Annotated in this window: 23 protein-coding genes; 4 read left to right on the plus strand and 19 right to left on the minus strand. The window is 45.6% G+C overall.

From position 1 onward, the window contains the following. From mraY to F8C82_RS00135, 6 genes are read right to left on the minus strand one after another with little or no spacing between them, the layout of a single operon-like run. Positions 1-1239: a phospho-N-acetylmuramoyl-pentapeptide-transferase gene (mraY, locus tag F8C82_RS00110; RefSeq protein WP_151691408.1), complete on the minus strand. Its 1239-nt coding sequence runs from the start codon at positions 1237-1239 to the stop codon at positions 1-3. After that, positions 1239-2702: a UDP-N-acetylmuramoyl-L-alanyl-D-glutamate--2,6-diaminopimelate ligase gene (locus F8C82_RS00115; RefSeq protein WP_151691409.1), complete on the minus strand. Its 1464-nt coding sequence runs from the start codon at positions 2700-2702 to the stop codon at positions 1239-1241. Before F8C82_RS00115 ends, mraY begins: the two co-directional genes overlap by 1 nt. Next, positions 2699-4645: a penicillin-binding protein gene (locus F8C82_RS00120; protein ID WP_223279399.1), complete on the minus strand. Its 1947-nt coding sequence runs from the start codon at positions 4643-4645 to the stop codon at positions 2699-2701. The genes F8C82_RS00115 and F8C82_RS00120 overlap by 4 nt, the downstream gene beginning before the upstream one ends. A gap of 37 nt (positions 4646-4682) precedes the next feature. Continuing rightward, entirely contained in the window at positions 4683-5006 is a 324-nt protein-coding gene (locus F8C82_RS00125; protein WP_151691411.1) for an FtsL-like putative cell division protein, read from the minus strand. Further along, positions 5003-5917, minus strand: coding sequence for a 16S rRNA (cytosine(1402)-N(4))-methyltransferase RsmH (gene rsmH, locus F8C82_RS00130; RefSeq protein ID WP_151691412.1), 915 nt, complete (start codon positions 5915-5917; stop codon positions 5003-5005). The genes F8C82_RS00125 and rsmH overlap by 4 nt, the downstream gene beginning before the upstream one ends. Next, positions 5904-6374: a division/cell wall cluster transcriptional repressor MraZ gene (locus F8C82_RS00135; RefSeq protein WP_151691413.1), complete on the minus strand. Its 471-nt coding sequence runs from the start codon at positions 6372-6374 to the stop codon at positions 5904-5906. Before F8C82_RS00135 ends, rsmH begins: the two co-directional genes overlap by 14 nt. Positions 6375-6621: 247 nt before the next feature. Here F8C82_RS00135 and yihA point away from each other — a divergent pair, with 247 nt between their 5' ends. Next, positions 6622-7260 (plus strand): ribosome biogenesis GTP-binding protein YihA/YsxC, encoded by a 639-nt coding sequence (yihA, locus tag F8C82_RS00140; RefSeq protein WP_151691414.1) that lies wholly within the window; start codon positions 6622-6624, stop codon positions 7258-7260. 59 nt (positions 7261-7319) lie between these two features. On the opposite strand, the gene gldC is transcribed toward yihA, so the two are convergent. Together gldC and gldB are read right to left on the minus strand one after the other, a co-directional pair. Next, positions 7320-7658, minus strand: coding sequence for a gliding motility protein GldC (gldC, locus tag F8C82_RS00145; protein WP_151691415.1), 339 nt, complete (start codon positions 7656-7658; stop codon positions 7320-7322). Between the two features lie 14 nt (positions 7659-7672). Continuing rightward, the gene (gene gldB / locus F8C82_RS00150) at positions 7673-8674 is read right to left on the minus strand and encodes a gliding motility lipoprotein GldB (protein ID WP_151691416.1); all 1002 of its coding nucleotides are present in this window, start codon (positions 8672-8674) and stop codon (positions 7673-7675) included. 43 nt (positions 8675-8717) lie between these two features. Here gldB and nadE point away from each other — a divergent pair, with 43 nt between their 5' ends. Beyond that, on the plus strand, positions 8718-9506 hold the full coding sequence (gene nadE / locus F8C82_RS00155) for an NAD(+) synthase (protein WP_151691417.1): 789 nt from the start codon (positions 8718-8720) through the stop codon (positions 9504-9506). Here the strand turns inward: nadE and F8C82_RS00160 are convergent. Next, the gene (locus tag F8C82_RS00160) at positions 9503-10408 is read right to left on the minus strand and encodes a sensor histidine kinase (RefSeq protein ID WP_151691418.1); all 906 of its coding nucleotides are present in this window, start codon (positions 10406-10408) and stop codon (positions 9503-9505) included. The two genes, nadE and F8C82_RS00160, sit on opposite strands and share 4 nt — an antisense overlap. 116 nt (positions 10409-10524) lie before the next feature. Here F8C82_RS00160 and F8C82_RS00165 point away from each other — a divergent pair, with 116 nt between their 5' ends. After that, complete coding sequence (locus F8C82_RS00165; RefSeq protein ID WP_151691419.1) at positions 10525-11142, plus strand: response regulator transcription factor; 618 nt, start codon at positions 10525-10527, stop codon at positions 11140-11142. A gap of 143 nt (positions 11143-11285) precedes the next feature. On the opposite strand, the gene F8C82_RS00170 is transcribed toward F8C82_RS00165, so the two are convergent. From F8C82_RS00170 to F8C82_RS00180, 3 genes are all read right to left on the minus strand, one after another. Then, on the minus strand, positions 11286-14081 hold the full coding sequence (locus F8C82_RS00170; RefSeq protein WP_151691420.1) for a hypothetical protein: 2796 nt from the start codon (positions 14079-14081) through the stop codon (positions 11286-11288). Between the two features lie 139 nt (positions 14082-14220). Then, on the minus strand, positions 14221-15831 hold the full coding sequence (locus F8C82_RS00175; protein ID WP_151691421.1) for an alkaline phosphatase family protein: 1611 nt from the start codon (positions 15829-15831) through the stop codon (positions 14221-14223). Further along, complete coding sequence (locus F8C82_RS00180) at positions 15795-17723, minus strand: ABC-F family ATP-binding cassette domain-containing protein (RefSeq protein ID WP_151691422.1); 1929 nt, start codon at positions 17721-17723, stop codon at positions 15795-15797. Before F8C82_RS00180 ends, F8C82_RS00175 begins: the two co-directional genes overlap by 37 nt. Before the next feature lie 62 nt (positions 17724-17785). Between F8C82_RS00180 and F8C82_RS00185 the strand changes: the two genes are divergently transcribed. Then, positions 17786-18169, plus strand: a complete 384-nt coding sequence (locus F8C82_RS00185; RefSeq protein ID WP_151691423.1) for a DUF983 domain-containing protein — start codon at positions 17786-17788, stop codon at positions 18167-18169. Here the strand turns inward: F8C82_RS00185 and F8C82_RS00190 are convergent. The 7 genes from F8C82_RS00190 to F8C82_RS00220 all read right to left on the minus strand — a co-directional run bounded on the left by F8C82_RS00190 (position 18159) and on the right by F8C82_RS00220 (position 26199). Next, positions 18159-19193 (minus strand): NAD(P)/FAD-dependent oxidoreductase, encoded by a 1035-nt coding sequence (locus tag F8C82_RS00190; RefSeq protein ID WP_151691424.1) that lies wholly within the window; start codon positions 19191-19193, stop codon positions 18159-18161. The genes F8C82_RS00185 and F8C82_RS00190 overlap by 11 nt on opposite strands. 51 nt (positions 19194-19244) lie before the next feature. After that, a complete protein-coding gene (gene porN / locus F8C82_RS00195) occupies positions 19245-20102 on the minus strand; it encodes a type IX secretion system ring subunit PorN/GldN (protein WP_151691425.1) in 858 nt (285 codons plus the stop codon). 20 nt (positions 20103-20122) lie between these two features. Then, positions 20123-21664, minus strand: a complete 1542-nt coding sequence (porM, locus tag F8C82_RS00200; protein ID WP_151691426.1) for a type IX secretion system motor protein PorM/GldM — start codon at positions 21662-21664, stop codon at positions 20123-20125. Positions 21665-21702: 38 nt separating this feature from the next. Next, positions 21703-22383, minus strand: a complete 681-nt coding sequence (porL, locus tag F8C82_RS00205; RefSeq protein ID WP_223279400.1) for a type IX secretion system motor protein PorL/GldL — start codon at positions 22381-22383, stop codon at positions 21703-21705. Between the two features lie 53 nt (positions 22384-22436). After that, the gene (gene porK / locus F8C82_RS00210) at positions 22437-23855 is read right to left on the minus strand and encodes a T9SS ring complex lipoprotein PorK/GldK (protein WP_151691427.1); all 1419 of its coding nucleotides are present in this window, start codon (positions 23853-23855) and stop codon (positions 22437-22439) included. Positions 23856-23913: 58 nt separating this feature from the next. Then, entirely contained in the window at positions 23914-24933 is a 1020-nt protein-coding gene (locus F8C82_RS00215) for a PorP/SprF family type IX secretion system membrane protein (protein WP_151691428.1), read from the minus strand. Between the two features lie 102 nt (positions 24934-25035). Then, entirely contained in the window at positions 25036-26199 is a 1164-nt protein-coding gene (locus F8C82_RS00220; protein ID WP_151691429.1) for a formimidoylglutamase, read from the minus strand. Position 26200: the final 1 nt, after the last annotated feature.

Genomic DNA, 26200 nt, shown 5'->3' on the forward strand with positions numbered 1-26200 from the left:
TTATCTGAGTTTTAGGGTGATGATGGCCAAGACCGCAAGCATGATGCTTACAATCCAGAATCTATTGACAATCTTAGCTTCGTGGTATCCTTTCTTTTGATAGTGATGATGGAGAGGTGACATGAGGAAAATGCGTCTTCCTTCACCATATTTCTTCTTGGTGAATTTGAAGTAACTCACTTGCAGAATCACACTTAGATTTTCAACCAAGAACACTCCACAGAGAATAGGGATGAGGAGCTCTTTTCGAACGGCGATTGCAAATACCGCGATGATAGCGCCAATGGCTAAGCTACCTGTGTCTCCCATAAATACCTGGGCAGGGTAGCTGTTGTACCATAGGAACCCAATGCATGCTCCGATGAATGCCGCTGCAAAAATTACCATCTCTCCAGAAAGAGGGATGTACATAATGTTGAGGTAGTCGGCGAATATTACGGAACCACTTACGTAGGCCAGCACAGCCAGTGCCGTGGCAACAATGGCGGAGGTTCCTGTCGCCAATCCGTCTAGTCCATCGGTTAAGTTGGCGCCGTTCGATACAGCGGTGATGATGAAAATCACGATAGGGATAAATACCAACCAGGAGTATTCTGCTAGATCTTCACTGATCCAAGTGATAAGTCGACTGTAATCGAACTCATTGTTCTTAAAGAATGGGATAGTGGTTTTGGTTGATTTCTCTGGATCGGTGAAAGCGGGTGTCGCTTTAAAGTTTTCGCCGTGAAATTCGGTAGCGGCATGCATGGTTTGAGCTTCTTGTTTGATGGTGACGTCCGGATGGAAGTACAACATGGAGCCCACAATAATGCCCAGCCCAATTTGCCCAGCTACTTTGAATTTTCCGCGCAAGCCTTCTTTGTTTTTCTTGAAGACTTTGATGTAATCGTCTAGGAAGCCAATGGCGCCCATCCAGACGGTTGTAATCAACAACATTTGGATATAGACATTGCCGAGATCTGCGAAGAGCAATACCGGAATGAGAATGGCAGAAAGGATGATAATACCGCCCATGGTAGGTGTTCCTTTCTTGAGGTCTTCTCCGTGAAGTCCGAGTTGGCGCACGGTTTCTCCAATCTGCTTGATTTGAAGGAAGCTGATAATTCGCTTGCCGATTACCATGGAAATCAGAAGTGAAGTGACAATAGCCATAGCCGCTCTGAAGGAGATGTATTGGAATACACCGGCTCCAGGGAAGTCGAAATGTGTGTCTAAGTAGTCAAATAGATAAGTCAGCATTACTTCTGTAATTCAGTAAAGGCGTTGTTCAATTCGGCGATATCGTCAAATGGATGCTTGGTTCCATTGACGTCTTGGTACTTCTCGTGTCCTTTTCCTGCCACGAGTATGATGTCTCCAGCGTTCGCCAAAGAGCATGCGGTTCGAATAGCTTCTTTTCGATCAGTTATTGTGAGTCGTTTTCCGTAGTTCTGTGGTTCTACTCCGGTTTCCATATCGCGAAGAATGGTTTCTGGATCTTCGGTTCTAGGATTGTCGGAGGTCAGTATGGCTTTGTCGGCCATAGAGGTTGCGATGTGTGCCATTTCAGGTCGCTTGCTCTTGTCTCTGTCGCCGCCACAGCCCACCACGCAATACACGGTTTCGTTACCTGTGCGAAGATTTTCGATGGTTTCGAGCACGTTTTTAAGGGCGTCTGGCGTGTGGGCGTAATCCACAATGGCGATTAAGCCTTTTGGTGACCGAACATATTGGAATCTTCCCTCAACCGCTCCCAATGTGCTGAGTGCAGTGAGTGTGTGCAATTCATCAAAGCCCAATTCACGAGCTACAGCGTAAACCGCAGTGATGTTGTAGGCGTTGAAGTCTCCTATCAACTTTGTCCAGAACTCCTTGTCGTTGATTCGAAGGAGAGTCCCATTGAGCTGCTGTTCCATGATCCGCCCTTTGTAGTCGGTCGGTTTACGAAGTCCAAATCCAAGTTTTCTCGCCTTGGTGTGGTGAAGCATGGTGTTTCCATGTCGGTCGTCCACGTTTACAAGGGCAAACGCCGAAGCGGGGAGCATGTCGAACAATTTCTTCTTGGCGAGAATGTAGTCGTCAAACGTCTTGTGATAATCTAGGTGGTCGTGGGTGATATTGGTAAACACGCCTCCGGCAAACTGAATACCGTCTACTCTGCCTTGGTGAAGGCCGTGCGAGCTCACTTCCATGAACGCATATTTGCAGCCTGCATCTACCATTTGACGCAGTAGTTTGTTGATCGTTACCGGATCAGGTGTGGTGTGCGTTGCTGGAATTTCCTCTTTGCCAATTTTATTTCGAACCGTGCTGAGTAGGCCTGCTTTTTTGTCTAAGGCCATGCATAGCTCATACATCAATGTAGCCGTTGTGGTTTTGCCGTTGGTTCCGGTTACTCCAACGAGCTTCAGTTCTGTTGACGGATCGTTGTAGTAGTTCGCGGCAACTTGGCCCAGGGCCTGAGCGGAGTCTTTTACAATGACAAGCGTTGTGGTGCCTAAGTCGCATTTTGGAGCTTCTTCGCAAATAACCGCACGGGCTCCGCTACTGATGGCTTGAGGGATGAATTGATGTCCGTCTACCTGAGTTCCGCGAACCGCAACAAACAGGCAGTCCTTTTTCACTTTGCGTGAATCAAAGACAATGCTCTGAACGGCTACGTTCGTGCTACCTTGGATCTCGTCGATTCCGGTTTTGTACAATATGTCCTTTAGTATTCTCATCCCAATTTGAGTACTACGGTTTGCTGTGTTGAATGTTGAGTTCCGGGACTTGGCCACTGGCGTTGTACTTTTCCAGCACCTTCAATCTGAACTCTATATCCCATGTTTTCTAGGAGGCTGATGACTTCCATTCCGTTTCTTCCGCGCAAGTCAGGAATCACTCCGTTTTCTAAACTGGTCTCAATGGATTCGTTTCCAGTGGTGTGAGTGAGAACAGGCTCTTCCAATTCTTCCAATTCCTGTCTTCTCGGGGTGCTTCTGTAAACTTCATCTGCAATGGCTCTGAAAACTGGAGCCGCTACAGTGGAGCCGTAATAGCCGAGGGCGGGGTTTGGCTTATTCACTACTACTATGCAGCTGTACTGAGGGTTTTCAGCAGGGAAGTATCCGGCAAATGATGCTTGATAGTCATTGTGATCTGCTAGCCAGTAGTTCAATTGACATGTGCCTGTTTTTCCGGCCATGTTGAAAGTTTCTGACCGGATGTTGCGAGCGGTTCCGTGGGCAACGACACCTGATAAAAGTGTCTGAAGCTTCTTTAGTGTGGGTTCGCTGCAAACTGCAGGATTGATAATCTCTGTAGAGAATTCGTGAATGGTGATTCCACTTTCTTTGATTTCACTGACAATTCTTGGGCGAACCATTCTCCCGTTATTCGCAATAGCGTTGTAGAAGGTTAGAACTTGAAGTGGTGTCATTTGAACCTCATAGCCAAAGGCAATCCATGGTAAGCTTGTTCCCGACCAATTGGCATCTTCAGGAGTTGGGATTTTTGGCAATGCTTCACCGCGAATCTGAATCCCGGTCCTTTCGTGAAGTCCAATCTGGTAAAGTCGATCGATGAACGCTTGAGGACGGTCTTTGTAGGCGGGATAAATCGCCTTGACAATTCCTGTGTTCGACGATTTGCGGAAGGCTTCGGCTACACTGATTTCGCCGTATCCACCTCGCCCCCATCTAACGTTGGAGTCTTTTACTTTTCGGTTGTAGATGGTGTAAATTCCATTTTCAGTGTCAACGATGTCTGAGGTGTCAATCACTCCATCTTCAAGTGCTACCATAAGTGAGGCAAGCTTGAAAGTAGACCCAGGTTCTGTACTTTCTCCAACGGCGTAATTCAGTTGCTCGTAGTAATTTCCGTTTGCAGTTCTGCCGAGGTTGGCAATAGCGATAATTTTTCCTGTAGCCACTTCCATCACAATAGCGCAACCGTGATCGGCTTCATAGTGGCTAAGTGCGTTCAGTAGGCTGCGATTGGCAACGTCTTGAATTCTGGTGTCGATGGTTGTGATTACATCCTGACCATCTCTTGGGGCAATTGCGTTTTCATCATCCAATGGCTTCCAGTTGCCGTTGGAAATTTTTTGCATTAGGCGGTGGCCGTCTCTCCCTGTGAGGTAGGTGCTAAAAGCTCCTTCAACGCCTACTTGGTTGTTTTCGCCGTCATATCCAATGGTGCGCTCAGCAATTCTACCCAACGGCATTTTGCGGTAGTGTTGTTCTTCAGAAATGAGTCCGCCTTTGTACTTGCCTAGCTCAAAAAGTGGGAAGGATTTCACGCGTTGCAGCTGGCTAAAGGTGAGGTCGTCTCCCAAGCGAACATAGCGATCGCCGTCTGCACGGCGAGATTTCAAATAGGCCGTCCATTGAGATGCTGAGCGGGTAGGGAACATCTTGGAAAGTTCGGTGCCAAGTGCGGCGATATTGGCGTTGAAGTTCTCATCGCTAGGAGCGCCTGGATCCATGTAGATGTCGTACACGGGCATGCTGGTGGCCAAGAGTTTTCCATCAGAACTGTAGATATTGCCGCGCTCGGCTTCTAGTGTCATGTCGCGGGTTGCGAGACGTTCTGCTCGTGCACGCAGTTCTCTTCCTTCGCCAAAGTAAGTGTAGAACAGTTTTCCCATCACGGAAAATGCGAAAACGCCCATGAGGATACCCATGAGCATAGTGCGTTTAGTGATGATATTTTTTCCCTGTTCAGTCATTTTCTACGACCAGTTCTATGGGTGGGTGTTCCGATGTTTTAAGTCCGAGTTCAGCTACGCGATCTTCTACAGTGCTCTCGAGTCCTAATTGCATCAATCGCGTTTTGGTATCGAGGTATTCAGATTTCAGTTCGTCTACTTCCGTTCTAAGGGCGTTTATTCGATGGACCTTTCTATCCGCTGAATGCGAGTAGTAGATCACTACCAAAGCGAGAAAGGTCACATACACGGCAAATGGGAGAAGCTTTGTGATTCTCTCATTTCCGAGGAAGCTCCCTCTAACAATGTCTGCTATGGCTGACCCTGTTTTGCTCATTTCGGATTGTATTCCGTTCGTTCTGCAATTCTCAATCGAGCGCTTCGCGCACGTGAGTTTTCTTCCACTTCACTTTCGTTCGCAACGATTGCTTTTCTCACTACTGGTTCAAAAGGGACAAAGCGATTGCCGTACATGTCTCTTTCGGCCTCACCTTCAAATACTCCCTCACGGATGAATTGCTTCACCATTCGGTCTTCCAGAGAGTGGTAGCTCATAATCACTAGTCGACCACCCGGGCGAAGTGCTTTAGGAGTGCTGGCGAGCATTTCCTTCAGTACGTCAAGTTCTCCGTTTACTTCAATTCTCAAGGCTTGGAAAACCTGAGCTTGAAACTTGTGACCCTTGAATTTTGGAGTCCACTTAGAGATGACATTCAACAAGTCGCTCACGCGCTTAATGGGTTCTTCTTCCCTTCGGGCTACAATGGCTCTTGCGATGGCTCTCGAGGCGCGAATCTCTCCGTATCGATACAGGACATTGGCTAGATCAGCCTCTTCGTAATCGGCAAGAATGTCCGCAGCCGTTTTACCCGACGTTGGGTTCATGCGCATGTCCAAATCCGCATCGCCGCGAATGCTGAACCCTCTTTCAACTTCGTCGAATTGATGAGAGCTTACACCGAGGTCTGCAAGGATGCCGTCACATGGAATGGCATTGTAGAATCGCAGAAAGCGCTCAAGGAACGCGAAGTTTTGTGGGATCAACGTGAAACGAGGGTCGTCAGGAATATTGGCTTGTGCATCTGGATCTTGATCAAATCCGAACAAGCGTCCGTCAGGTCCTAGTTTTTCGAGAATCGCTCTACTGTGACCGCCGCCTCCAAATGTGAGATCCACATAAGTGCCACTCGGCTCAATGTTGAGCCCTTCGATGCATTCGTTGAGTAGTACGGGGTTATGATAGCTCATGGTCGGCACTATTTGCACCGCCCATCACATCCTCTGCAAGAGAGGCGAAATCTACCTCAGGGTCATCCAGAACAGCCTCGTAAGCTGTTTTATCCCAAATCTCAATCATATCAACCGAAGCTGATAATACCAGATGGCCGGAGAGTCCGCCATACTGCATGAGATCCTTTGGGATGAGGATTCTTCCCGAGCCGTCGATTTCGATCACCTTAACACCGGCTGTGAACATGCGGATAAAGTCATTATTCTTTTTCACGAAGCGGTTGAGCTTGTTAACTCGACCCATTACGCTTTCCCATTCTGTCATAGGATAGAGTTCCAGACATTTTTGAAAAACGCTTCGTTTGAGCACGAATCCACGATCCAGTACAGGCAAAAGCTGCTTTTTCAGCCCCGCCGGCAGGAGTAAACGCCCTTTGGCGTCCATCTTACATTCATGTACTCCGATGAGATTCAATCGGTTGGATTTTAGATTCGTTCTGATTCAAAAGTAGAAAATAACCTCCCACTTTTCCCCACAATTAGCCGTGCTGTTGATAACTTTCGGCCTTATGTGGACTGTTCACTCTGCTAAAGTGCGATAAATACTGATAATTAGCAAGTGGGAGAAAGTGGGAATAAGTTGTTAACGATGGAAAATGGACCTTCGTATGCAGGATTGAAAGTGGGTAGGCAAGACACGCTCAAAACCCTACCTTTGCGGCATGAGTGAATCACCATTTGTCATCCGAAAAGCGGAATTTGTAGTCAGTAGTCCACGTGCCGACATGTGTCCAAAGGCCGATCGCCCGGAATTTGCTTTTATCGGCAGATCCAATGTGGGGAAGAGTAGTCTGATCAACATGCTCGTGGATCATAAGGATCTTGCGAAAACCTCTGGGAGGCCAGGGAAAACGCAACTGATTAACCACTTTAATGTGAACGATGAGTGGTATCTCGTCGATCTTCCGGGTTACGGCTATGCACAGGTGAGTAAAACGGATAGAAAGAAGTTTGCCGGGATGATTCATCACTATGTGACAGGACGTTCGAACTTGGTGAATCTGTTCGTTCTAATCGATTGTCGTCATGAACCGCAGAAATTGGACTTGGAGTTCATGGAGATGTTGGGTGAGGAGGGCGTTCCGTTCAGCATGGTGTTTACCAAACTCGATAAGTTGAGCAGTACTCAATTGCAGAAGAACCTTGCGGCGTATTCGAAAAAGATGCTGAACCGTTGGGAGGAGCTTCCACCTCAATTTCGCACTTCGGCAAGTTCAAAAATTGGTCGAATGGAGATTCTTCAATACATCAACACTTTGGTGGATCAAACAAAGAATCTGTTTATCGGAGGAGGGGAGTAATCTTCCATCCTCGGATTTGAAATACAAAAAAAGCCACCTCAATTGAGGTGGCTTTTTTATTACTTCTTCAAGAGATTGAACTTGTCGGCGAAGTGCGCAGCGTAATCTCTCAGGTCGTCGGCCATGTTTTTTTCGTCGGTGGCACGTTCAAAATTGTCGGCCATGGATAAAAAGGTCTGATGATAGAATTTCTTCATTTGATCTACTGGCATGTCTTTGGTCCATAGGTCAATGCGAAGAGTCTCTTGTGCATTATCATCCCAAACACCTAGCATAAATGCCTTGGTGTCTTGGTGGTCAACACCGCCGTCTGGTGCGTGCCATGACATTTTCTCGGGAACGCGGTTAACGTCCAATTCAATGTCTATTGTGATTTGAGATTTATGTGTGTCGCTCATAGTTGTGGGCTTGTTTATCGAACGGGTTTATAACGAGACTCGCGAAAAAGAGTTTCGTAATCGGTCATATTTAACAGGTCATCCAAGGAAGTGTTTGGATGGGCGTCCATGTAGGAGTGTACAATTTTCCAACCTAACCATTCGCCAACTCTACCTGGACTTTCGTTGTCGATGTCGGCGTAAAACTTGCTAAACGGCGCTTCGAACATAAAGCGACGTTTGGAGTCGATGCTGCTGTCAAACAGAAGTTGATTTTCTACGAAGTAGGTGTAGATGTTAACTTCGTGGCTTGTGCAGAAGTCGAATTCGTCTTTGGAATACCCGAAGAACAGATGGGGTGGCGTAGTGGGAAGCATGGCCTCTTGAAAGTAGCGAGCAATTCCCATTCGGATCATGTCGTGAATGAGGGTTTCGTCTACTTCACTTTCTCCTAGTTTCTCTAGGGCAATTTCGCCAAACACATCTGGTGCAATGTATTGTGAATTGAATCGTCTCGCAATGTATTCTGGAACGGGTTTATAGGCTGGATGGTCAATTCCCAGGTAGAGATCAAGCCCAATAAACACTGTATTCGTACTGTCATTAACCAGAACTGGAGAAGAAAAGAATAAGTTGCTGATATATGTGAATACGGTGAATTCTCCTTCATTCGGGAAATAGTAGTGCAGGTGTTTGAAACCGTTTTCTAGTTCAGCTTCAACACGCTCCATCTTCGCTTCGGGGATTCCAATCTTAGAGTCGTTGTACAATTGGACTAAACTCTTGTTGAATCGGCGATCAACCCAAATCAAACTATCTGTGCCCACAAAATACTCAGGGCACATTTCTCGGAGGGAGGGGAGTTTGCTGTAGAAATCCGCACTATCTCCTCCATAATAAGCGTCCGCAAAATGTTCAATCTGAACCCCTGCAGAAATGTCGCTCACATCTACGTCTAAACGGTTGCTGTCGCATGCTCCCAGAAAAAGTAGGGCGGGTGCGCAGAACCCTATCGATTTGTGGAATGTTCTCTTCACTCTGTCGTATTTTCGCCACAAAGGTAGCCACAAAGCACGAGTCATGAATACAGAAAAAGTCATCGATCACATTGTTAATTGGTTAAAGTCCTACGTTGAGCAATCCGGAACCACGGGATTTGTGGTAGGAGTAAGCGGCGGCATCGACTCCGCCGTGACTTCAACGCTGTGTTCCCTCACTGGATTGCCTACGCTTTGTGTTGAAATGCCGATTCATCAAGCCCAATCTCAGGTAACTCGTGCTCAAGAGCACATTGCACAGTTGAAATCACGCTTTCCCAATGTGAGTGAAGAACGACTGGATCTGACCCAGATTTTTGACGATTTTGTGGATGCCTTGCCGGAAGTGGAGGATGAGGCTCGACACCATCACAGTTTGGTGAATACACGTGCGAGATTGCGTATGACCACCTTATATTACTATGCGGGATTGCGAAATGCCGTGGTGGCTGGCACTGGAAACAAGGTGGAGGATTTCGGCGTGGGCTTTTACACCAAGTACGGAGATGGCGGGGTAGATGTTTCGCCTATTGCCGACTTAGTGAAAACGGAAGTGTACGAATTGGCAAAAGCGCTGGGTGTTCCGGAGGCTATTCAAGTGGCTCCTCCAACCGATGGTTTGTGGGGAGACGACCGGACGGATGAAGACCAAATTGGAGCTTCTTACCCTGAGCTAGAGTGGGCTATGAAGATGGATGAAGCAGGTAAGTTAGCTTCAGATTTCTTCGGAAGAGAGAAAGAGGTGTTTGAAATCTACATTCGTCTCAACCGAGCCAATCGTCACAAGATGGTACCCATTCCAGTTTGCGAAATCCCCGACGTGCTTCGCTAAGCTACGTTAGCCGTTTCTTCTTGCAGAGGGAAGGACAATTCTACAGTTGTTCCCTTCTCTGGCCGACTTCTAAAGTGAATGCTACCACCGTGAAGTGAGATGAGGTCTTGAATAATCAATAGACCAATTCCATTTCCCTTTTCATTATTGGTGCCAGGGCGAGTGTAGTGATCGTTGATGTCGAAGATTCGCTCGATTTCACGCTTACTCATCCCAACGCCTTCATCTTCAATTAAGATGCTTGCGCTATCGCCATTTCTCTTCGTTTTAATACGAATGGTTCCGCCTTCAGTGGAGAATTTGATCGCATTGCTAAAGATGTTTTGCAACATCAATCGGAGCAAGTGTTTATCGGCAATAAGCTCAAAGCTGTCGTCAATTAAATTCTTTACATCCAGATTTTTAGGGGCGAAAAGTGGAGATTGAATTTTAATCTCTTCATCGATGAGTTCCCTCGCTGAGAAACGCTCTGGATTAAATTGAATTTCAGCATTCTGTTGCTTCGACCATTTGAGGACATTGTCCACGAGGTCATACAGCGAATGCGAAGTGTCCATGATGGCCAAAGATGACTTCTTCAGTTCTTCATTGGTAAGGTTGTCCCAGTTTTGGTCTAGGAAGTTGGAAACATAATGTAAATACTTTAGGGGTCCCTTCACATTGTGCGAGATGATCGACATGATCTTTGCACGAGTGTAATTTGTGGTCCTAAGTAAGTTTTCTGCAGCTCGTAAATCCGCAACATGCGAATCCAGGTCGTCCCTCTCCTTGCTCAATTCCTCGAGCTCCTGTTCTAGTCGTTCCACCACTCTCGCACTCTTAGATAACCGGGTCAGTGTCCAGATAAATCCAATAAGGGAGATGGATGCAATGACTAAACAAATTGCCTCAAAAATAACCATAAGGCAGATGTGTTCTTTTTATATTCTCTTGCGCTCTCTTTCCCAAAAGTCGTAAAAAATATTAATGTAACACATAATCGCATTAATCCTTACTTTAGCCTTAAACCACTTTTAAAATGATCCACGTAGGAATTGCAGATGACCATGCTGTTATCCGTAGAGGGATACAGCTTTTCATTTCACAAGAGTCGGAAATGACCTTGGTGATGGAAGCTATGGATGGAGAGGATCTTCAGGCGAAATTGGCCGAGAAGGATTTGGATATTTTACTACTTGATATCGACATGCCACGCATGAACGGCATCACCGCTATTCGCGATATCAAAGAGAATCATCCAGAACTTAGAGTTATCATATTAAGTATGCATCCCGAAGAAATTTACGGCGTAACTGCCCGTAAAATGGGGGCTTCAGGATATGTGTCTAAGGATGTAGATCCTTCGGAAGTTATAAAGGCTATCAAACTTGTGATGCGAGGAGATGAGTATTTTAACGAGAATCTCTATCGTAAAAATAGACGAGGTGAAGTGAGTGCCATGAAGCTTTCCAAGCGTGAAAGTGAAGTGCTTAAGCTGCTGAGTAATGGACTCACAAATAAGGAGATTTCCAACCAATTGGACATTTCTGAGAAGACGGTGAGTACTTATAAGATTCGTCTAATGAACAAGCTCGGTGCTAAAAGTGTGGTGGACTTGGTGAACTTCGGACACCGCTTTATGGAGATGGAAGAATAGGCAGTTTTCAGTGCTATTATTCTTACACTATCGTTTTATCATGTAGGATTATTCTGATAAAAGAGCGCTAGAAATAATAAAAAAAACACGGGTAAAAATCCGTGTTTTTTTATGCTAAAAAAGAACTTAATTATTGAGGGCTATTACTTCCCGTTGCTTTGAGCGGGCATTGTGATTTTCGCATTTCTTGAATTGAAAATTTTAGCCCTATCAGAGGAGTCTACATATCCATCTAAATCTACATCATTCGATAGATAGCCAGCTTGGTTTTTGTTGTTCCAAGAATTCATGTAGGCTTGCTCATCCACTTCGTAATCATTACCCTGCACTGTCTTTCCGCTGGAAACTGCAAATGCTCCTGTTTCCAATATTACAGCACTATTGGTTTCGTACCACGCGTCGCTTGATGCGGTGAAGTCTAAACTGTAGTGATTGCTGCCATCAATGGTAAGAGTATCTCCACTCATAGACGGCAAGTGATTTCTGTGATATACGACTGCTACAAAACTTCCTGGGTGGTTAAGGTTGAACACGGGAAGTGAGCTTCCATCAATATCTACTATACGACCATCTTTCAAAAGGAAGAGTGCTCTTCTAGCGACCACTGTACTGTCTAAAGCCTCACCCGGCGATGGTGCTTTCCGCAATTCAAGCATTACCCAATCTACAATATCTGTATTAGGATAGGATGAAATACTCTCTGTCCCGTCGTAATTATAGATCGATTGGAAGGGTTGAGACATAGGGAGTACTCCTGCTTGTACCAACTGGTTGTTCATTTCGTCTCCAGAATCGTTCATTGCTCCGGACAAGAAGAGCTTGGCATTCACTTCAAAGGAAGTTGAGAAACGAATGCGGGAAACCTGTAAGGTGTTATACGATGCTCCGCTAGGGAAATTGCCATTGTATGTAAAGACTGCGGCGTGATATTCCTTGTTTGGTGTAAGGCCTGAGATCGTTACAGATGAGTCGCTGCCTGAGAAAACTGCGAATTGTTGGTTTCCCATTTCACTGCCAGAGCCAAAGATGGCTGAAGAAGTATACTCTTGAAAATCGACAGGTGATACAGATACGGCAGATTTAGCACTAAGGATGATGAGCACACCAGAGGCGCCGTTCATATCCCAATTCAGTTTGGCTGAAGTTGTATTGCTTACAGTAAGGCGAAGATTGCTAATTCCGGTTCCAGGAGGGTTAGTCGCTGGCTTGTAAATATATCTCTTGATGTGATCGGTACTAATCGTTGCACCGTGAACGGCACCAATGATGTTGTTCAGCGTGAAACTGTACTCTTGTGACAAGTTCATCGCGCCGGAAAGTGTCAATACCACAAACTTTGCATCCGACTGAACCGTTGCTGATGTGACGGTTAGTCCGCGGTTTACCGCATAGTTGGAAGTAGTGTTTCCACTAGCAAGCGTTACTGGTTCGTTGAACTCTAGTTTCACAGAGGTGGTGGTTACCGACGTAATGTGACGAACATACGGACGTGTAATGTCGATGTTTCCGCTTGGATCTGTGAGTTCACCTTGAAGGTCCAAGTCGTGTCCATCTTCCACACTAACGGTTGAAGATGAATCTACGGCGGTTGAATTCAATACAATCACATCACCGTTGGCAGTAAGTTCACCGTTGGTTTCAACATTCAGGTTGTAGAAGGTGATATCTCCATTGATGGTTTGACCCGCATCTCCTGTAAAGTTCACAGTACTGCTATCTGGGTTGAAAGTACCATTGTTGGTAAACGTACCCCCATTGAGGTTGATGGTAGACTCACCTGCATTAAAGGTAGATCCGTTCGAACCCAAGGTCAGGTTGCCATAAATGTTGATAGTAGCGCTGTCGGTATTCACCGTTCCAGTTTGATCAAACTCGGCGTTGCCATCAATGGTAACCGTACCGGTTGCAACGTTCATGGTTCCCGAGTGGCTAAAGGTTGCATTTCCCGAGATACTTACGTTTCCAGCTTCAATGTCAAGTGTTCCTCCTTGTTGAAAGGTGACATCACCAGAAACGGCTAGGTTACCATCTCCAATCAAGAGGTGTCCGTCTTGTTTGAATTTACCTGAACCGACAATGCTAACGGTACCTGATCCCACGACTTCTAAAGTGGCTGTTTGGAACAGATCAACGTCATTTCTGAATTCTATCGTTCCATTGTCAACGCTGATATAAGCAGAGTTTTTTGCTGTAATAGCAGTGTATACAATGGTATAGGCGTCTTCACCGTAGTATGTTCCGTTGTTGCCTACATCAAAGATTCCGTATAGGTTGTGATTTCCTGTTCCGGCGTAAAGAATACCTCCGCTGCCAATCGCCAAGGTTCCTTGAACATTCAGGTTTGTAGAGGCAAGGTCTAAACTACCTAACACATTGAGGTTGTTGTTGATAGTCCACGTTCCACCAATAGCTGATCCCGATTTATTCGAGCCAATGGTGAGATTGCCGTTCATGATTACATTGGCGTTGCCGGCATCAAAGGAACCGTTCACTTGAATGTCAAGGTCACTGGTAAAGGTTCCCCCAAGCAGTGTAATTTTAGCATCTGTGTATGCAAAACTGAAGCTTGCATTCTTGGTTCGATCAAGAAGGATGGATCCCGATGTCATTTTCAATTCACCGAAGTTGTAGAGAGAGACGTCTTCCTTTACGGTAAGCGAACCTCCATCTACAGAAAGCGTAGTCGGGTTGTTCCAGTCACCAATCACCAAGTTCTTCACCGTAACATTGGAGGTGATGCTTGGGCTATGTGTAGTATTGCCTGGAATGGTAGCCGTAGAATTTGAGCCGGGTACGCCTCCGTTCCAGTTTGCGCTGTTGTTCCAGTCACTAGAAGTACTTCCATTCCATGTTTGACCCATTGCAAATACACTTAGGAAAACTCCCAATGCAAGCAAGCTCGTACGGATCGAATCAATATGAAATTTTGAAGTGCTCAATGTTCGTGTTTAGTGTTTTGAATCCCAGTAGGAATCCGACTACAAAACTAATCACGAATCATCGCAATGATGCCTATAAGTAAGGGTTTTCGATTATAGACAGCTGTCCTTCGATGAATGGTTGTTTATACACGATGAACTACAAAGCTTCATGGAGTACAGAACCAAAAGCACTGTGTGGAAGTGGTATTTTTAGGAGGAATGATAAGGTAGGAACGAGGTCTACTACTGCTGTTTTGCGGTAAATGTTTGCAGCGGGTTTATCGGTTCCATAAATGATCATTGGCACATGGGTGTCGTAGGTGTATCCAGAGCCATGAGAAGATCCAGTTCGGCCATAAATGAGGTGGTTATCGCGCATTTCCAAGAACAAATCTCCAGATCGTCTATCGAGAGTTGAGCTACGTTGTGTAGCTGCTCTATTGCTAGAGGAGAGGATTTGGTTGCGGGTATAACTGTGAGATAACCAGTCAAATTTTCTGAAGGCATCTTGGAGGATGAGTGCACATTCCTCTGCTGTCATGTTGTGTTCCTCCAGCTTTGTTCGATTAAAGTGGATCTGATCGCGTTGTAATTTTTCGATGGGATTGAACCCAAGGACATCAATGGCCAAGTCGGTCATCTCACTTTCAATATCAGCCCCGCTGTGACTTTTTACGGGAAGTCCGATTTCTTCCGCTACATGTGCTGGGTTTTCTGCAACAGCATGATCGGCAGAGAGGAAGAGGATGTAGTTCCCCTTGCCAAATTTCGTATCGAGCGCTTCGAGAAGTCGGCCGATTTCGTGATCCAGACGGAGATAGGCATCCATGACTTCTCGACTTCGGGGACCGAAGGCATGTCCAATATAGTCGGTAGAGGAATAACTGAAAGCCAGGAAATCGACAGCTTCATCTTCCAAAAGAGTGTCGGGTATGGCATTGAGCATTGCTAGAGCAAAATCAGTAACGAGTTGATTGCCCCATGGTGTGACGCGAATAACACCCGGACCCGCAACTTTAATCAGGTCGGATGTTGCATAGGGAAAACCCGATTGGCCATTTCTAGCGATCTGGGCTTCATAGCTATTGTCGTTCGCCAAGCAGCTCGCGTAGGCTTCTTCATCTACGTAGTAATCCCAGTCTTCAACATAGGCTGCTAAATCACTGTGATTAGTGTTGAAGTTCGCCACCCATTCTGGCAATTCGTTGTGATAGTAGGTGCTGGTAATAAAACCATCATCAGGACTGAACCAGTAGGCATCATCGGCGGCATGGCCACCGGGGAGTATCGCTCCGCGATCTTTGATGCTAGCAGAGCCAATGTAGCTTTTATTTGCAGTGGAGAGAGCAATTTCGTCGGGAAGGGAAGTGGTGAGTAAGTTCCGAGGAGACATTTTTCCATTGTCCGAATCGCTACCCACACTTTCTACCGTAGAATCTTCCACGCAGTACACCATTCTCTTTTGAAAGGGGTCGTACCAATCATTGGCAATAATTCCATGATCGGTGGGTTGAGCACCGGTGAAAATGGTGGCATGACCCGGTGCTGTATAAGTAGGTACGTGTGAGTAGTGGTTGTTTCTATACACCAAACTCTCGTCGAGGAGTCTTCTAAACCCCTCTTTGAAGTAAGGTTCAAATCGCTCTAAATATTCTGCTTTCATTTGATCCACAGTAATGCCAATCACCGCTTTGGGTTGTTGGGCAAATGTGGGAATGGAAGCTAAAAGACTTAGAATTCCGACAATTTTTCGTGTAGGTTTTCCCATGATTCCAGCGTGGTTTGAAGTTGCTTCTTGGTACGTTCGTATTCCTCAAAGAAACCATCTTGGGCACTGAGTTTTGCATACTCTTCCGAGTCGAGCAAGCGCTCATCCCATTCGGCTATTTGAGTTTCTAGTTTTTCAATGTCTTCTTCAACCTTCTGGAGGTCTCTTTCAACCTTCTTCTTTGCTTTTTCAGCGTCGCGTTCGGCTCTGCTATCCTTGCGCGTATCTCTTTTTTCTTTTCTCTCTTTTTGCTCTACGGATCTCTTCTCAATGAGGCGCATGTCTTCAATTTTGCGCTGCTCGAGGAAGAACTCGATACCACCGAGGTAAGGAGTGATTTTTCCTTCACGGAATTCGTAGGTTTTGTTCACCAAGCCTTTGAGGAAGTCACGGTCGTGCGATACCAAGATCAAGGTGCCGTCATACTGCTGAAGCGCTCTTTGTAGAACGTCTTTTGCACGCATGTCGAGGTGGTTGGTCGGCTCATCCAGAATGAGGACGTTCGCCGGTTCAAGCATCATTTTACAAAGTGCTAATCTACCGCGTTCACCACCGGAAAGGACTTTTACTTTCTTGTCTACATCTTCTCCTGTAAACATAAAACTGCCCAATAGACTTCTGGCACGCTTGCGAGTTTCATCGTCAGCGGCATCTTCAATGGTTTGGAGAACCGTTTTATTGCCGTCCATAGCATCGGCTTGGTTCTGAGCGTAGTAGCCTACTTTTACTTGGTGGCCTGTCTCTACTTTTCCACCGTGTTCCACTTCTTCCAGAAGTACTTTCACCAACGTGGTTTTACCCTGACCATTTTGTCCAACAAAAGCGATTTTATCTCCTCGTTCAATTTCGATATCAACCTTGGTCAATACCTGCTTTTCACCGTACGATTTTTCGATATCAGTACCTCGCAGAACAACCTTTCCAGAATGAGGTGCGGGAGGGAAGCGGAAGTGCATCTCTCTGTCGTCTTCCTCATCCACTTCGAGAATATCCATTTTGTCCAATCGCTTAATTAAGCTTTGGGCAAAGGAGGCTTTACTGGCTTTTGCACGGAATCGGTCGATAAGTTCTTGCGTTTGCTTGATCTCCTTTTCTTGATTCTTCTTTGCCGCCATCTGCTTTTCGCGAATATCGGCGCGAAGCTCAACGAATTTGTGGTATGGAACTGGAAAATCGTAACTGCGACCTAATGATATTTCAATGGTTCGGTTGGTCGCATTGTTCAAGAAGGCACGGTCGTGCGAAACGATAATAGCCGCTTGTTGATTCTCTTTCAAGAATTCTTCCAACCACATGATGGATTCAATGTCCAAGTGGTTCGTCGGCTCATCCAGAAGGAGTAAGTCGTTTTTTTGAAGGAGGATTTTCGCGAGTTCAACACGCATTTGCCATCCACCAGAGAATGTCTCAATGTTTCTACTGAATTCAGCCTGAGTAAAACCCAAACCGATAAGTACGCGCTCCATGTCGGCTTGATAGGTATAGCCACCTAACAGCTGATATCGCTCTTGGAATTCGGTTAAGTCGTGGACCAAGTCCATATACGCCTGACTCTCGTAGTCTTCACGAGTAGCCAGTTCCGAATTGAGCTGCTCCAACTTCTTCTCAAGGTGTTGGATTTCTTCAAAACTCGTTGCAGTTTCCTCCCAAATGGTGATTCCTTTTTTGTGTTGGATATCTTGGGTTAAGAAACCGATTTTGTAACCGTTCGGGCGAGCTACCTCGCCGCTATCATGACTGATCTTTCCTGCGATGATTTTGAGCAAGGTCGATTTACCCGCTCCATTTCGTCCAATCAGACCGATTCGATCTCCTGGATTGACGAGGAAAGAAATATCTTGGAAGAGTGTTTCTCCTCCAAAGTGCAGTGCAATTTTATTTAGACTCAACATGTGTGACAAAAGTAAGACAGGCGATTGTCCTATATAGTACCTTTGCCGGAAATTCCACACAAATGTTTGGCAAAGGCAGTAAGATTTACGGAATAGCGAAGGGGAAATGTCCACGTTGTCATGAAGGAGAAATGTTTCAGAATCGCAACCCATACGATTTGAAGCACATGACTGAGATTAATTCTGAGTGTAGCGTTTGTGGTCAGACGTTCGAACCTGAGCCTAATTTCTATTATGGAGCCATGTACGTAAGTTACGCTTACACAGTGGCCATCTTTGTAGCATCTTATGTGATTTCGAGCTTAATTCTTGATTTGAGCATCGGTTATGTTATTGGCATCACGGTGGGATCTCTGATTCTATTATCTCCATTTGTTTTCCGCTTGAGTCGTATTACTTGGCTTCACATTAATGTGAAGTACAAGAAGGATGCAATCAAGCAGTAAATCGATTGACGTTTACTTCTGGGTAGAGTTCAGCTTTTCCCTCTAGATAGTCGGCAAAGTTTTGGGCTAACCATGGCGCCATGAGGATTCCACGTGAACCTAGGCCATTGAACAGGTGTACACCGTCGTGAATATGGCTGGACCCGATAAGCGGTTTTCTGTCTTTTACATTGGGACGAATACCTGCTTGATGAACGATTATTTCACATTCTGCATTCACGAGCTTATTCCATCCTTCAAGAAGGGTTTCTTTGCCTTCAAGTGTCGGCGTGGGAGTTAGATCCTTCCACGAGTAGGTTGCCCCAACTTTATAGGTGTGACCTCCCAGCGGCATGATAAAGACATTGCCATGTAAGATATGGTCGAGTGTAAGGGTGGGGGCATTTACAATCAGCACTTCGCCTTTAGTTGGAGAGAAGGGGAGTTGGCCAAAGTGTGGATGCTCTTCAGCAAAGCCATTGCACCAAATTACATTTTTGTAGAGTTGATTCTTGTATTCCCAGTGGTTTCCGCGTTGTACAAGGTCTTCTGGATCAATTCGGACGTCAATTTTTGATTGGATAGAGTAGAGGTAATTAGACCATGCGCTAATCATGGTCGTGACATCCACTTTACCACTTTTCGCTACTTCACCTACTTTATGGGCTTTTATCGCGTCGTTAGATGGAGATAGGATGACTCCGATGAAATCTTCAAAGTGCGGATTGTCGGAAAGGGACATCCAGTCGTTTTCTGTTCCAGGATCGGGAAGTGATTCCCATACAGGTGTAGTATGCAGAAAATTTTCACCAGATAGTTTCTCTATGGTTCGGTATGACTTCTCAACTACGTTGATCATTTCATGTGCTTTCCAAACCACTCTACGTCGTTTCAGAACAAGGGGGTTATAGAGGCCAGAAGCGATTTTAGAGGCCGTTAAAGGTTCGATATGGTCCGCTACATCGATAGACCAATTTCTTTGAAGTAATTCAAATGAAACGAGCGTACCAGCTATTCCCTGGCCAATGATAAGTGCGTCTTTCATAGTACAAAAAAAGGTCGCCCTTAGGCGACCTTTAAATTATAGAACTTCGTTTTAGAATTCCCACAAGTCGTGTTCGTATTCGCGAAGGTTTTCGTGAATGCGTTGTGACTCTAGAAGTTGGTCCATTGCTGTGTTACGTTTGTAATCGGCAATCTCACGATCGTATGTATTGTCTTCCTTGTAGATGATAGAACTAAACATTCTCTTGTGGAAGATTTGATCGAAAGTGAGGCGCTGCTGATTGTTTGTCGGATTGTAAGCAATATGCGTAGCCATCGCTTGACGTGCATCTGGGAACCAAATCCAGAACAAGTTGTAAGTCGTAGACTTGTTACGAAGATCTTTCACTACCGGAGAAATTCCGATAATGCGGTTTTTCATTTCACCGCGCTGCTTGTCGAAATACCAGTCAGATTTAATCTCCCATGCAACAACATCTGGAGCTTTAATCTTCAGTTCGTCGATGAAGAGGATCTTGCTTGGATCATCTGGATCGCGAATGGTATCGTTGGTAGCAACGAGTTGAGTAACTTCTTCAGTTGTCAAAGGACGAGTGAATCGGTCATCGCGGAACACTTCCTGAATAGATCCTTCTACAGTAATGGCATCTACGAGAACATCGAAGAGACTCTTACGGTCTGGAAGAGGCTGTACTGGGTAGTATAGCGGATGATTGATCTTTTCACGTACATCGATTCGTTCCCAGTGGCGTGTAGACCACATGATATCATCCTGACGTAGGAAAGGATAAGGGATTGGAGCCGTATTCATGAAATGCAAGTCCTTGCGAGGGACAATACCGTCATCCTCTGGTTCCAAAACTTGTGCACAAGCTTGCGAACTGAAGAACAAGCCACCTGCGATGGTAAGTCCGGCAATCCATGTATGTGATAAAATAGATCGATTCATAATCGTCGCTTTTAAACTTCTTAGTTAAGGTCTAACGAAAGTTGACCAATGTTTCGTACTTGTTCACCTGAACCCGAAATAACCGCTTTCACGTTACGGATAATGATGGTAGAACCTGGACGAGCAGCACTCAATGCAGACTTGGCTGCAGAGGTCATTTGCGTACCTTGAATTTGGAACGGTGCTTCACCTGGAACTACAAGTTCAAATGAACGAACGGTCAAGTTCAAGTTAAAAGGAAAGTCAACATACTTAGCTTCAATAGGTGCGTTGCCAATGGCGTTCGCCGAGTACGGACCTGAAGTAGAACGACCAAAGATCATCGCCTGTGCTGGTGGAAGCCCTTTAATACGGAACTTCTGCGTTCCAGCTGGGCGGGTCGTGCCGTCATCTTCTTTTACACCTACTGTAATCGTAGCTTCAGTTCCAGATACATTGGTTACTACTGCCTCGTAGGTACCACTACCAGTCTGACGAATTCCAGGTCCTGTAACAACAAGACGCTCTGGTTCAACGCCAGGAACCGATACCGCGATTGGGTTGCTTACCTGACGGTAAAGAACATTCATCGCTGTTGGCGAAACTACTACGCTAGAAGGAGCAACGGTGTAAACAATTTCAAATGGAACTGGAGGTGCGTCAGACCCAGGAAGACTAATCATACCTGTGTGAGTCTTTTCACCTACACTATTCGCTGGGATAGTGATGTGTGCTTGTCCACCTGAAATATTTTCAGCGGCTACATTTTCTCCATCTAGTGTGAAGATTGGCTCTTGATTTGCGTCAAAAGCGGCCAAGAAAACTTCAGCTTCGTACTGGTTACCTGTTGTAACGTAAGTTGATTTCGCCTGCACTACAGCCTTAACTCCTGTAACTTTAATTGTACCAGCGTCAATCTCTTTAGCGAGCTCTTCCAACATGTTCGATTCGGCACGTCGTACTGAAGCTTGAATGTCCGTCAAGAATGGAACAATACCCGCTAATGGAAGCTCAGCAAAAGTTGCTTCTTCCCATGAGCGTGGAGTGTCCTCGCCATCTTCTTTGCGGTTAGAAAGGTCGAAAGTAGAGTTAATGGAGTTAATCATTTCTTGATTTTCTCCTGCATTCTCAATCAACCAAGCTTTGTAATCTTCCAGTTTGCTCTTGAGTTCAGCTGCTAAACCGCCACCACCAAGGTTTTTTGGAGTTACAAGCAAGCGAGTCGGAACGTCACGGTTATCAGAACCTTTCATGTGACCATCTTCCGTACCACCAGTTTCTTCGATCAACTGATCTTTGATGTCAGCGATAAAAGAAACGAGTTCTTCAGCTTTTGGCTTGAGCTCCTTTGCCTTTCTGTTTGGTTCTTTAGCACGCTCTTTTTCAGCAGCAGCTCGATCAAGCATATCGTAAAGATTCGCGTTACCACTTTCAACAGTGGTTACGTTCATCGCCATGTTTTGATCGAGCTTCTCAAGAGCTTTCAAGATGTCTTTCGACACGTTCAACGCCAGCATAGCGGTCAACACGAGATACATCATGTTGATCATTTTCTGACGTGGTGATAATTTACCTCCTGCCATTGTTTTTAGCTTCTATAGGTTATTCAGTAATCTTTCGCTTAGTTGCGGTTTCCGCCCATAGCGCTCAACATGTTACCGTATACGGTATTCAAGTTGCCGATGTTCTGAACCAAAGTAGAAACTTCAGTGGCAAGTTTTTCAGAATCATTTACAGAAGTACCGAGTTTCTCCATCAAGCTGTTTTGCATTTCAACTTGGCTAGATGTGTTCTCGAGTTGAACAGCGTAAAGTGCGTTCAATGACTCCATGTTTTTGCTAGCAGCGCTAAGTTGCTGGCTGTACTCTGCAGTAGCTCCTGCAGCATCAACAGCAGTGTTCAAGCTTGCTGCGGTATCACCCAAGCGACGCATTCCGTCACCAAGGCTTTGAATCAATTCTGGACCGATTTTGGCGTCCTCCAACATGCGATCAAGTTCTTGAGATGGGCTCAATGCAGGTGCACTTGAACGACCGCCTCCGCGGATCTCAGCATCTGGATCTTCCATTCCAGCCAATTCTGGGTAAACCAATGCCCAGTCATACTCTTCGTGCGGCTTCTCAAAAGCAGAGAAGATAAAGATCACAGCCTCAGTAGTCAAACCTACGATAAGCATGTAGTCAGCACCTTCAAGGTGAAGGATCTTGAACAATGCACCGAGGATTACAACCGCTGCACCGATACCATAGAGCTTCGCCATAAAGTTTTTGAAGCGCTTTCCGTTTACGTCAATTAATGCCATTTTTCCAACAGATAATTAAGGGTTAGCAATCAAAAGGGGACTTGAGAAGAGAATTAGAAATCACCCGGATCTCTTCCCAAGAAGTTTTGGATAGTACGGAAGCCAACATAGCTTTTCGCAGTATCCTGATATTCGTAAGTACGAGTACCATTTTGCATGAAGAATGCGATATCCTTCCATGATCCACCACGGATCACTTTACGCTTCATGGTCTCAGATTCATAGTCTTGTGCGTTGTACTGATAGTCAGGGTTGAAGTCGCTCACGTAATAGAAAGATGCTTCGTCATAAGCCGTGCTTGTCCATTCCGCAACGTTACCACCCATACAGAACAAGTTGTAACCATTAGGAGAGTATGATGTAGCCTTTACAGGGTAGAAACCACCATCTGCCGTAAGGTTACCTCTAGAAGGCTTGAAGTTCGCCAAGAAACAACCAGAACTGTTGGTTGCGTATGGTCCACCCCAAGGGTATGTAGTCAATTCACTACCACCACGTGCTGCGTACTCCCATTCGCCTTCCGTTGGAAGACGGAACTCGTGCTCTTGCATCATGTGGTTGTCGCGCAAGTAGTCACGACGGTACTTCGATCTCCAGTTACAGAAAGCATTGGCTTGCTTCCAACTAACACCAACTACAGGGTAGTCGTCGTATGCTGGGTGCCAGAAGTACTTATCGTGCATTGGTTCGTTGAAACCATATGCGAAGTCAGCAATCCATACTAAGGTATCTGGATAGATGTTGATCACTTCCTTGTTGAAGAAAGATGAACGGTTTGACTCTTCTTGAGTCGCCTTGATATAGTCGTTGTATGACCAGTATTCGCCATCACCGTCTTCGTCTTTGTAGTCGAATTCAACACGGTTGTACCCCTTCTTGGAAGCCTTTAACTTGTCAATCCAGAAGTACACGTAGTTCAACTGACGAGCGTCAACCATCTTTCCATTGAAGAAACGTTCTTCGAAAGGAAGGTAGATAGACTCAATCACTTCGGTGTATTCCACACTTGGGTATCTCTCGGTATCCCATTCGAGGTAAGTCTGCCAATTGAGGTGACGTTGTAGCGAATCCGGAGCCTCCATAGCAACGTATTCATCATAGAACGTTTGTTCCTCTTTCTCATTGACATCTACCCACTCGTATCCTTCAATCATGTCCTCAGCAAGACGGAAGCGTACAATCGAGTCGCGTACCCAGTTCACAAACTGGCGATACTCATTGTTCGTGATTTCAGTCTGGTCCATGTAGAACGCAGCGATTGAAACCGTCTTAGTTGGAGCTGAAAAGGCAGCTGGCACATCCGGATCGGACAACCCCATGTTAAAGGATCCCTGTGGTACGAAGACCATCCCGTACGGTTCCGTGGGGAACCACTCCGGACGATTTTGCACCCCTACCAATTCGCCGTGGTCCGAGCTGGAGCACGAGGCTAATAAGGCAATAGAGATAACCGATAATCCAAATTTATTCATAGCGAAACGGTGTTTCCTTGTCTTTGTCAAACTTTACTTGCGAATGAAGCCTGCTATATTACAAAAAAGTATGGTTTCCTGACTGCTCTTGTTGATGAGGAGGAATTTCAATTTTAAAGCAATAGCTAGCAGTAATCTCGTGACTACCTGAACTGGACACGTTAAGGTCGCTGGTAGTCAAGTCGTAGGAGTAGGCTACTCGTAGGTTTGGCAAGATGCGATAGCCAGCCATAATAGCAAATGCATCTTGTATACGATATGTAACGCCACCCCAGATCTGGTTATTATACATGGCTGTCACATTAATGTCAGCCTGTGGGTTTAGACCCTTCTCGTCGAACTTAATCATGGTAGAAGGTGTCAATACGATGTTCGTTCCTTGAAGATTGATGTCATAACCACCCATTACAAAGTAGTGACGAGCGTTGGTGAATTGGGTCACTTCACCCGTCATGCTTGAGTAATCGGTTTGTGCACCAATCAATTTTCTTGTGCTCACCCCAGCCCATAGTGGACCGCCTTGGTAGTAAAGACCAAAGGTTCCGTCTACCGCAAAACCCGTAGCGTCTCGTGCTGCGATTTGTGGATCAATGGGGTTGTTGTCTGGTGTAATCCAAACTCCATTTGCAACTTGACTTGTGTTGAAGTCGAATGAAACTCCAATACCTAGAGTCCCTTCTGCAAATGGCATTTGGTAGGCGTAACCCACTGAGAATATCTGATTGTTATAAACCCCAATTGCATCATTGGTAAAGCCCAATGAAATTCCACCGTGCAATAGTGGAATAGGAATTTCAGCATTCAAATTCTGAGTGACAGGGGCGCCTGTGAAGCCTGCCCATTGTGTGCGGTGTGTACCATTGATACAGATTGAACCACTGCTTCCGGCAACACCAGCATTGTAGTACAAACGGTTGTTCATATACTGAGTGAACTGAATGTCCTGCTGTGCGAAAACAGGGAGTCCAGCCCCCAATACCAATAGAGTAAGAAGTTTCTTCATATAAGCGTGCTCTGAGCTTTGTACAGCCTTGTAGCCGCCTAAGATATTAATATTATTTCTCTTCGCTAGTTTCACACCTGCAATTTAGACGGAAGTTTTTTTACAGGTTGTGCGTTGTTTCGCACATCAAGCAAAAAAATGAAGGCCTTCTCAGGTGGTTTTGAGAGGGGTGTGAGGCTACACACTTTTCTGTTGCGCTTTCCACCAACGGTCTGGAATATGACCGTCTAATGCCAATTCGTAATCTTTGGCGTTGCATGGAATTAGCGCATGACGCATGTGTTGAGCTTGTTGGATGGGGACTTCAATCCACCAACGCTCACTCAGTGGGCTTTTATAGAAGATCAACTCTAGATCCCCTTCATCAATTAACACCGTGAACTTGGTGTATTCTTTTTTACTGGCAAATGGATAATCGCCTCTTCTTTGCTGAACCCCTTCGATGAAATACCAAATCATTTGTGCCATTAAGTGAGCACTCATTCCATGAATGTCTTGGGATGGATTGAATTCAAAGATTCCAAAACAGGAAACTTTATCGCTCAAGCCAGAATATCGAGAGATGATACAGGCCTCTTCGCCAGAAAATCCGTTGGGTGAAACGTGATTACAGGCAGGAGAGTCCCCTTGACGAATGGCGCCTATGTCGAAGGATACCAAATCCGCATCGCGAACCACCGGCTCTACTTCGCTCATGTCCGCACGCAATTTGCCAATGCGATGGGTCTCAAAGTGCATGCGTTCCATCAGGTCTATTTCTTCCGGTGGAATGAAATAGGTCTGATAGCCCAGGTTGGAGTAGTTGAATAAATTGTACGGTTTGTTGAGTACAATATGGCTCAAGTAATTGCCGGAGTTGAAGGTTTCTTGATGCTGGCCAAGGTCAAACCGGTTGTCGATGCTCACCAAGTTTACAGTTTGCTCGAGTTTGTCGTATGCGCGATAGGCGGCATAGGTCAAATCTTGACTACCTCCAATAAGGACAGGGATCACGTCGGATCTTCTTAGCTCTTCTACAACGATGCGAACAGCAGCAACACTGTCTTCTAAGGTCTCTCCACGGTAAATGTTTCCCAAGTCGGCAGCCTCAAAGCCCCAATGTCCAAAAAAGAGTTGATAGAGGTAGGGACGAATGGCGTCCGGGCCCTCTGCTGAGCCTCTATTGAATTTACTGCCTCTGTCTTCCTGAATGCCTACCAGAGCAATTCGGATGTTTTCCAAATCGGGAATGCCTTCAACTTCCAAATGGAGGTGAAGGCGTTTTCCTAATGCTCCAGGATGAAGTTCCGATGCGGATTGAACGATGTGATCGGGAATAGGAGACAGTATGTCGTTGAGCATG

Origin of the sequence: Phaeocystidibacter marisrubri, assembly GCF_008933165.1 — a bacterium.
Classification (GTDB): Bacteria; Bacteroidota; Bacteroidia; order Flavobacteriales; family Schleiferiaceae; genus Phaeocystidibacter; species Phaeocystidibacter marisrubri.

Bases quoted from the DNA above. Each gene is read 5' to 3' on its own strand.
- mraY (WP_151691408.1), bottom strand. From the start codon at position 1,239: ATGCTGACTTATCTATTTGACTACTTAGACACACATTTCGACTTCCCT.
- F8C82_RS00115 (WP_151691409.1), bottom strand. From the start codon at position 2,702: ATGAGAATACTAAAGGACATATTGTACAAAACCGGAATCGACGAGATC.
- F8C82_RS00120 (WP_223279399.1), bottom strand. From the start codon at position 4,645: ATGGGTATCCTCATGGGCGTTTTCGCATTTTCCGTGATGGGAAAACTG.
- F8C82_RS00125 (WP_151691411.1), bottom strand. From the start codon at position 5,006: ATGAGCAAAACAGGGTCAGCCATAGCAGACATTGTTAGAGGGAGCTTC.
- rsmH (WP_151691412.1), bottom strand. From the start codon at position 5,917: ATGAGCTATCATAACCCCGTACTACTCAACGAATGCATCGAAGGGCTC.
- yihA (WP_151691414.1), top strand. From the start codon at position 6,622: ATGAGTGAATCACCATTTGTCATCCGAAAAGCGGAATTTGTAGTCAGT.
- gldC (WP_151691415.1), bottom strand. From the start codon at position 7,658: ATGAGCGACACACATAAATCTCAAATCACAATAGACATTGAATTGGAC.
- nadE (WP_151691417.1), top strand. From the start codon at position 8,718: ATGAATACAGAAAAAGTCATCGATCACATTGTTAATTGGTTAAAGTCC.
- F8C82_RS00160 (WP_151691418.1), bottom strand. From the start codon at position 10,408: ATGGTTATTTTTGAGGCAATTTGTTTAGTCATTGCATCCATCTCCCTT.
- F8C82_RS00165 (WP_151691419.1), top strand. From the start codon at position 10,525: ATGATCCACGTAGGAATTGCAGATGACCATGCTGTTATCCGTAGAGGG.
- F8C82_RS00175 (WP_151691421.1), bottom strand. From the start codon at position 15,831: ATGGGAAAACCTACACGAAAAATTGTCGGAATTCTAAGTCTTTTAGCT.
- F8C82_RS00180 (WP_151691422.1), bottom strand. From the start codon at position 17,723: ATGTTGAGTCTAAATAAAATTGCACTGCACTTTGGAGGAGAAACACTC.
- F8C82_RS00185 (WP_151691423.1), top strand. From the start codon at position 17,786: ATGTTTGGCAAAGGCAGTAAGATTTACGGAATAGCGAAGGGGAAATGT.
- F8C82_RS00190 (WP_151691424.1), bottom strand. From the start codon at position 19,193: ATGAAAGACGCACTTATCATTGGCCAGGGAATAGCTGGTACGCTCGTT.
- porN (WP_151691425.1), bottom strand. From the start codon at position 20,102: ATGAATCGATCTATTTTATCACATACATGGATTGCCGGACTTACCATC.
- porM (WP_151691426.1), bottom strand. From the start codon at position 21,664: ATGGCAGGAGGTAAATTATCACCACGTCAGAAAATGATCAACATGATG.
- porL (WP_223279400.1), bottom strand. From the start codon at position 22,383: ATGGCATTAATTGACGTAAACGGAAAGCGCTTCAAAAACTTTATGGCG.
- porK (WP_151691427.1), bottom strand. From the start codon at position 23,855: ATGAATAAATTTGGATTATCGGTTATCTCTATTGCCTTATTAGCCTCG.
- F8C82_RS00220 (WP_151691429.1), bottom strand. From the start codon at position 26,199: ATGCTCAACGACATACTGTCTCCTATTCCCGATCACATCGTTCAATCC.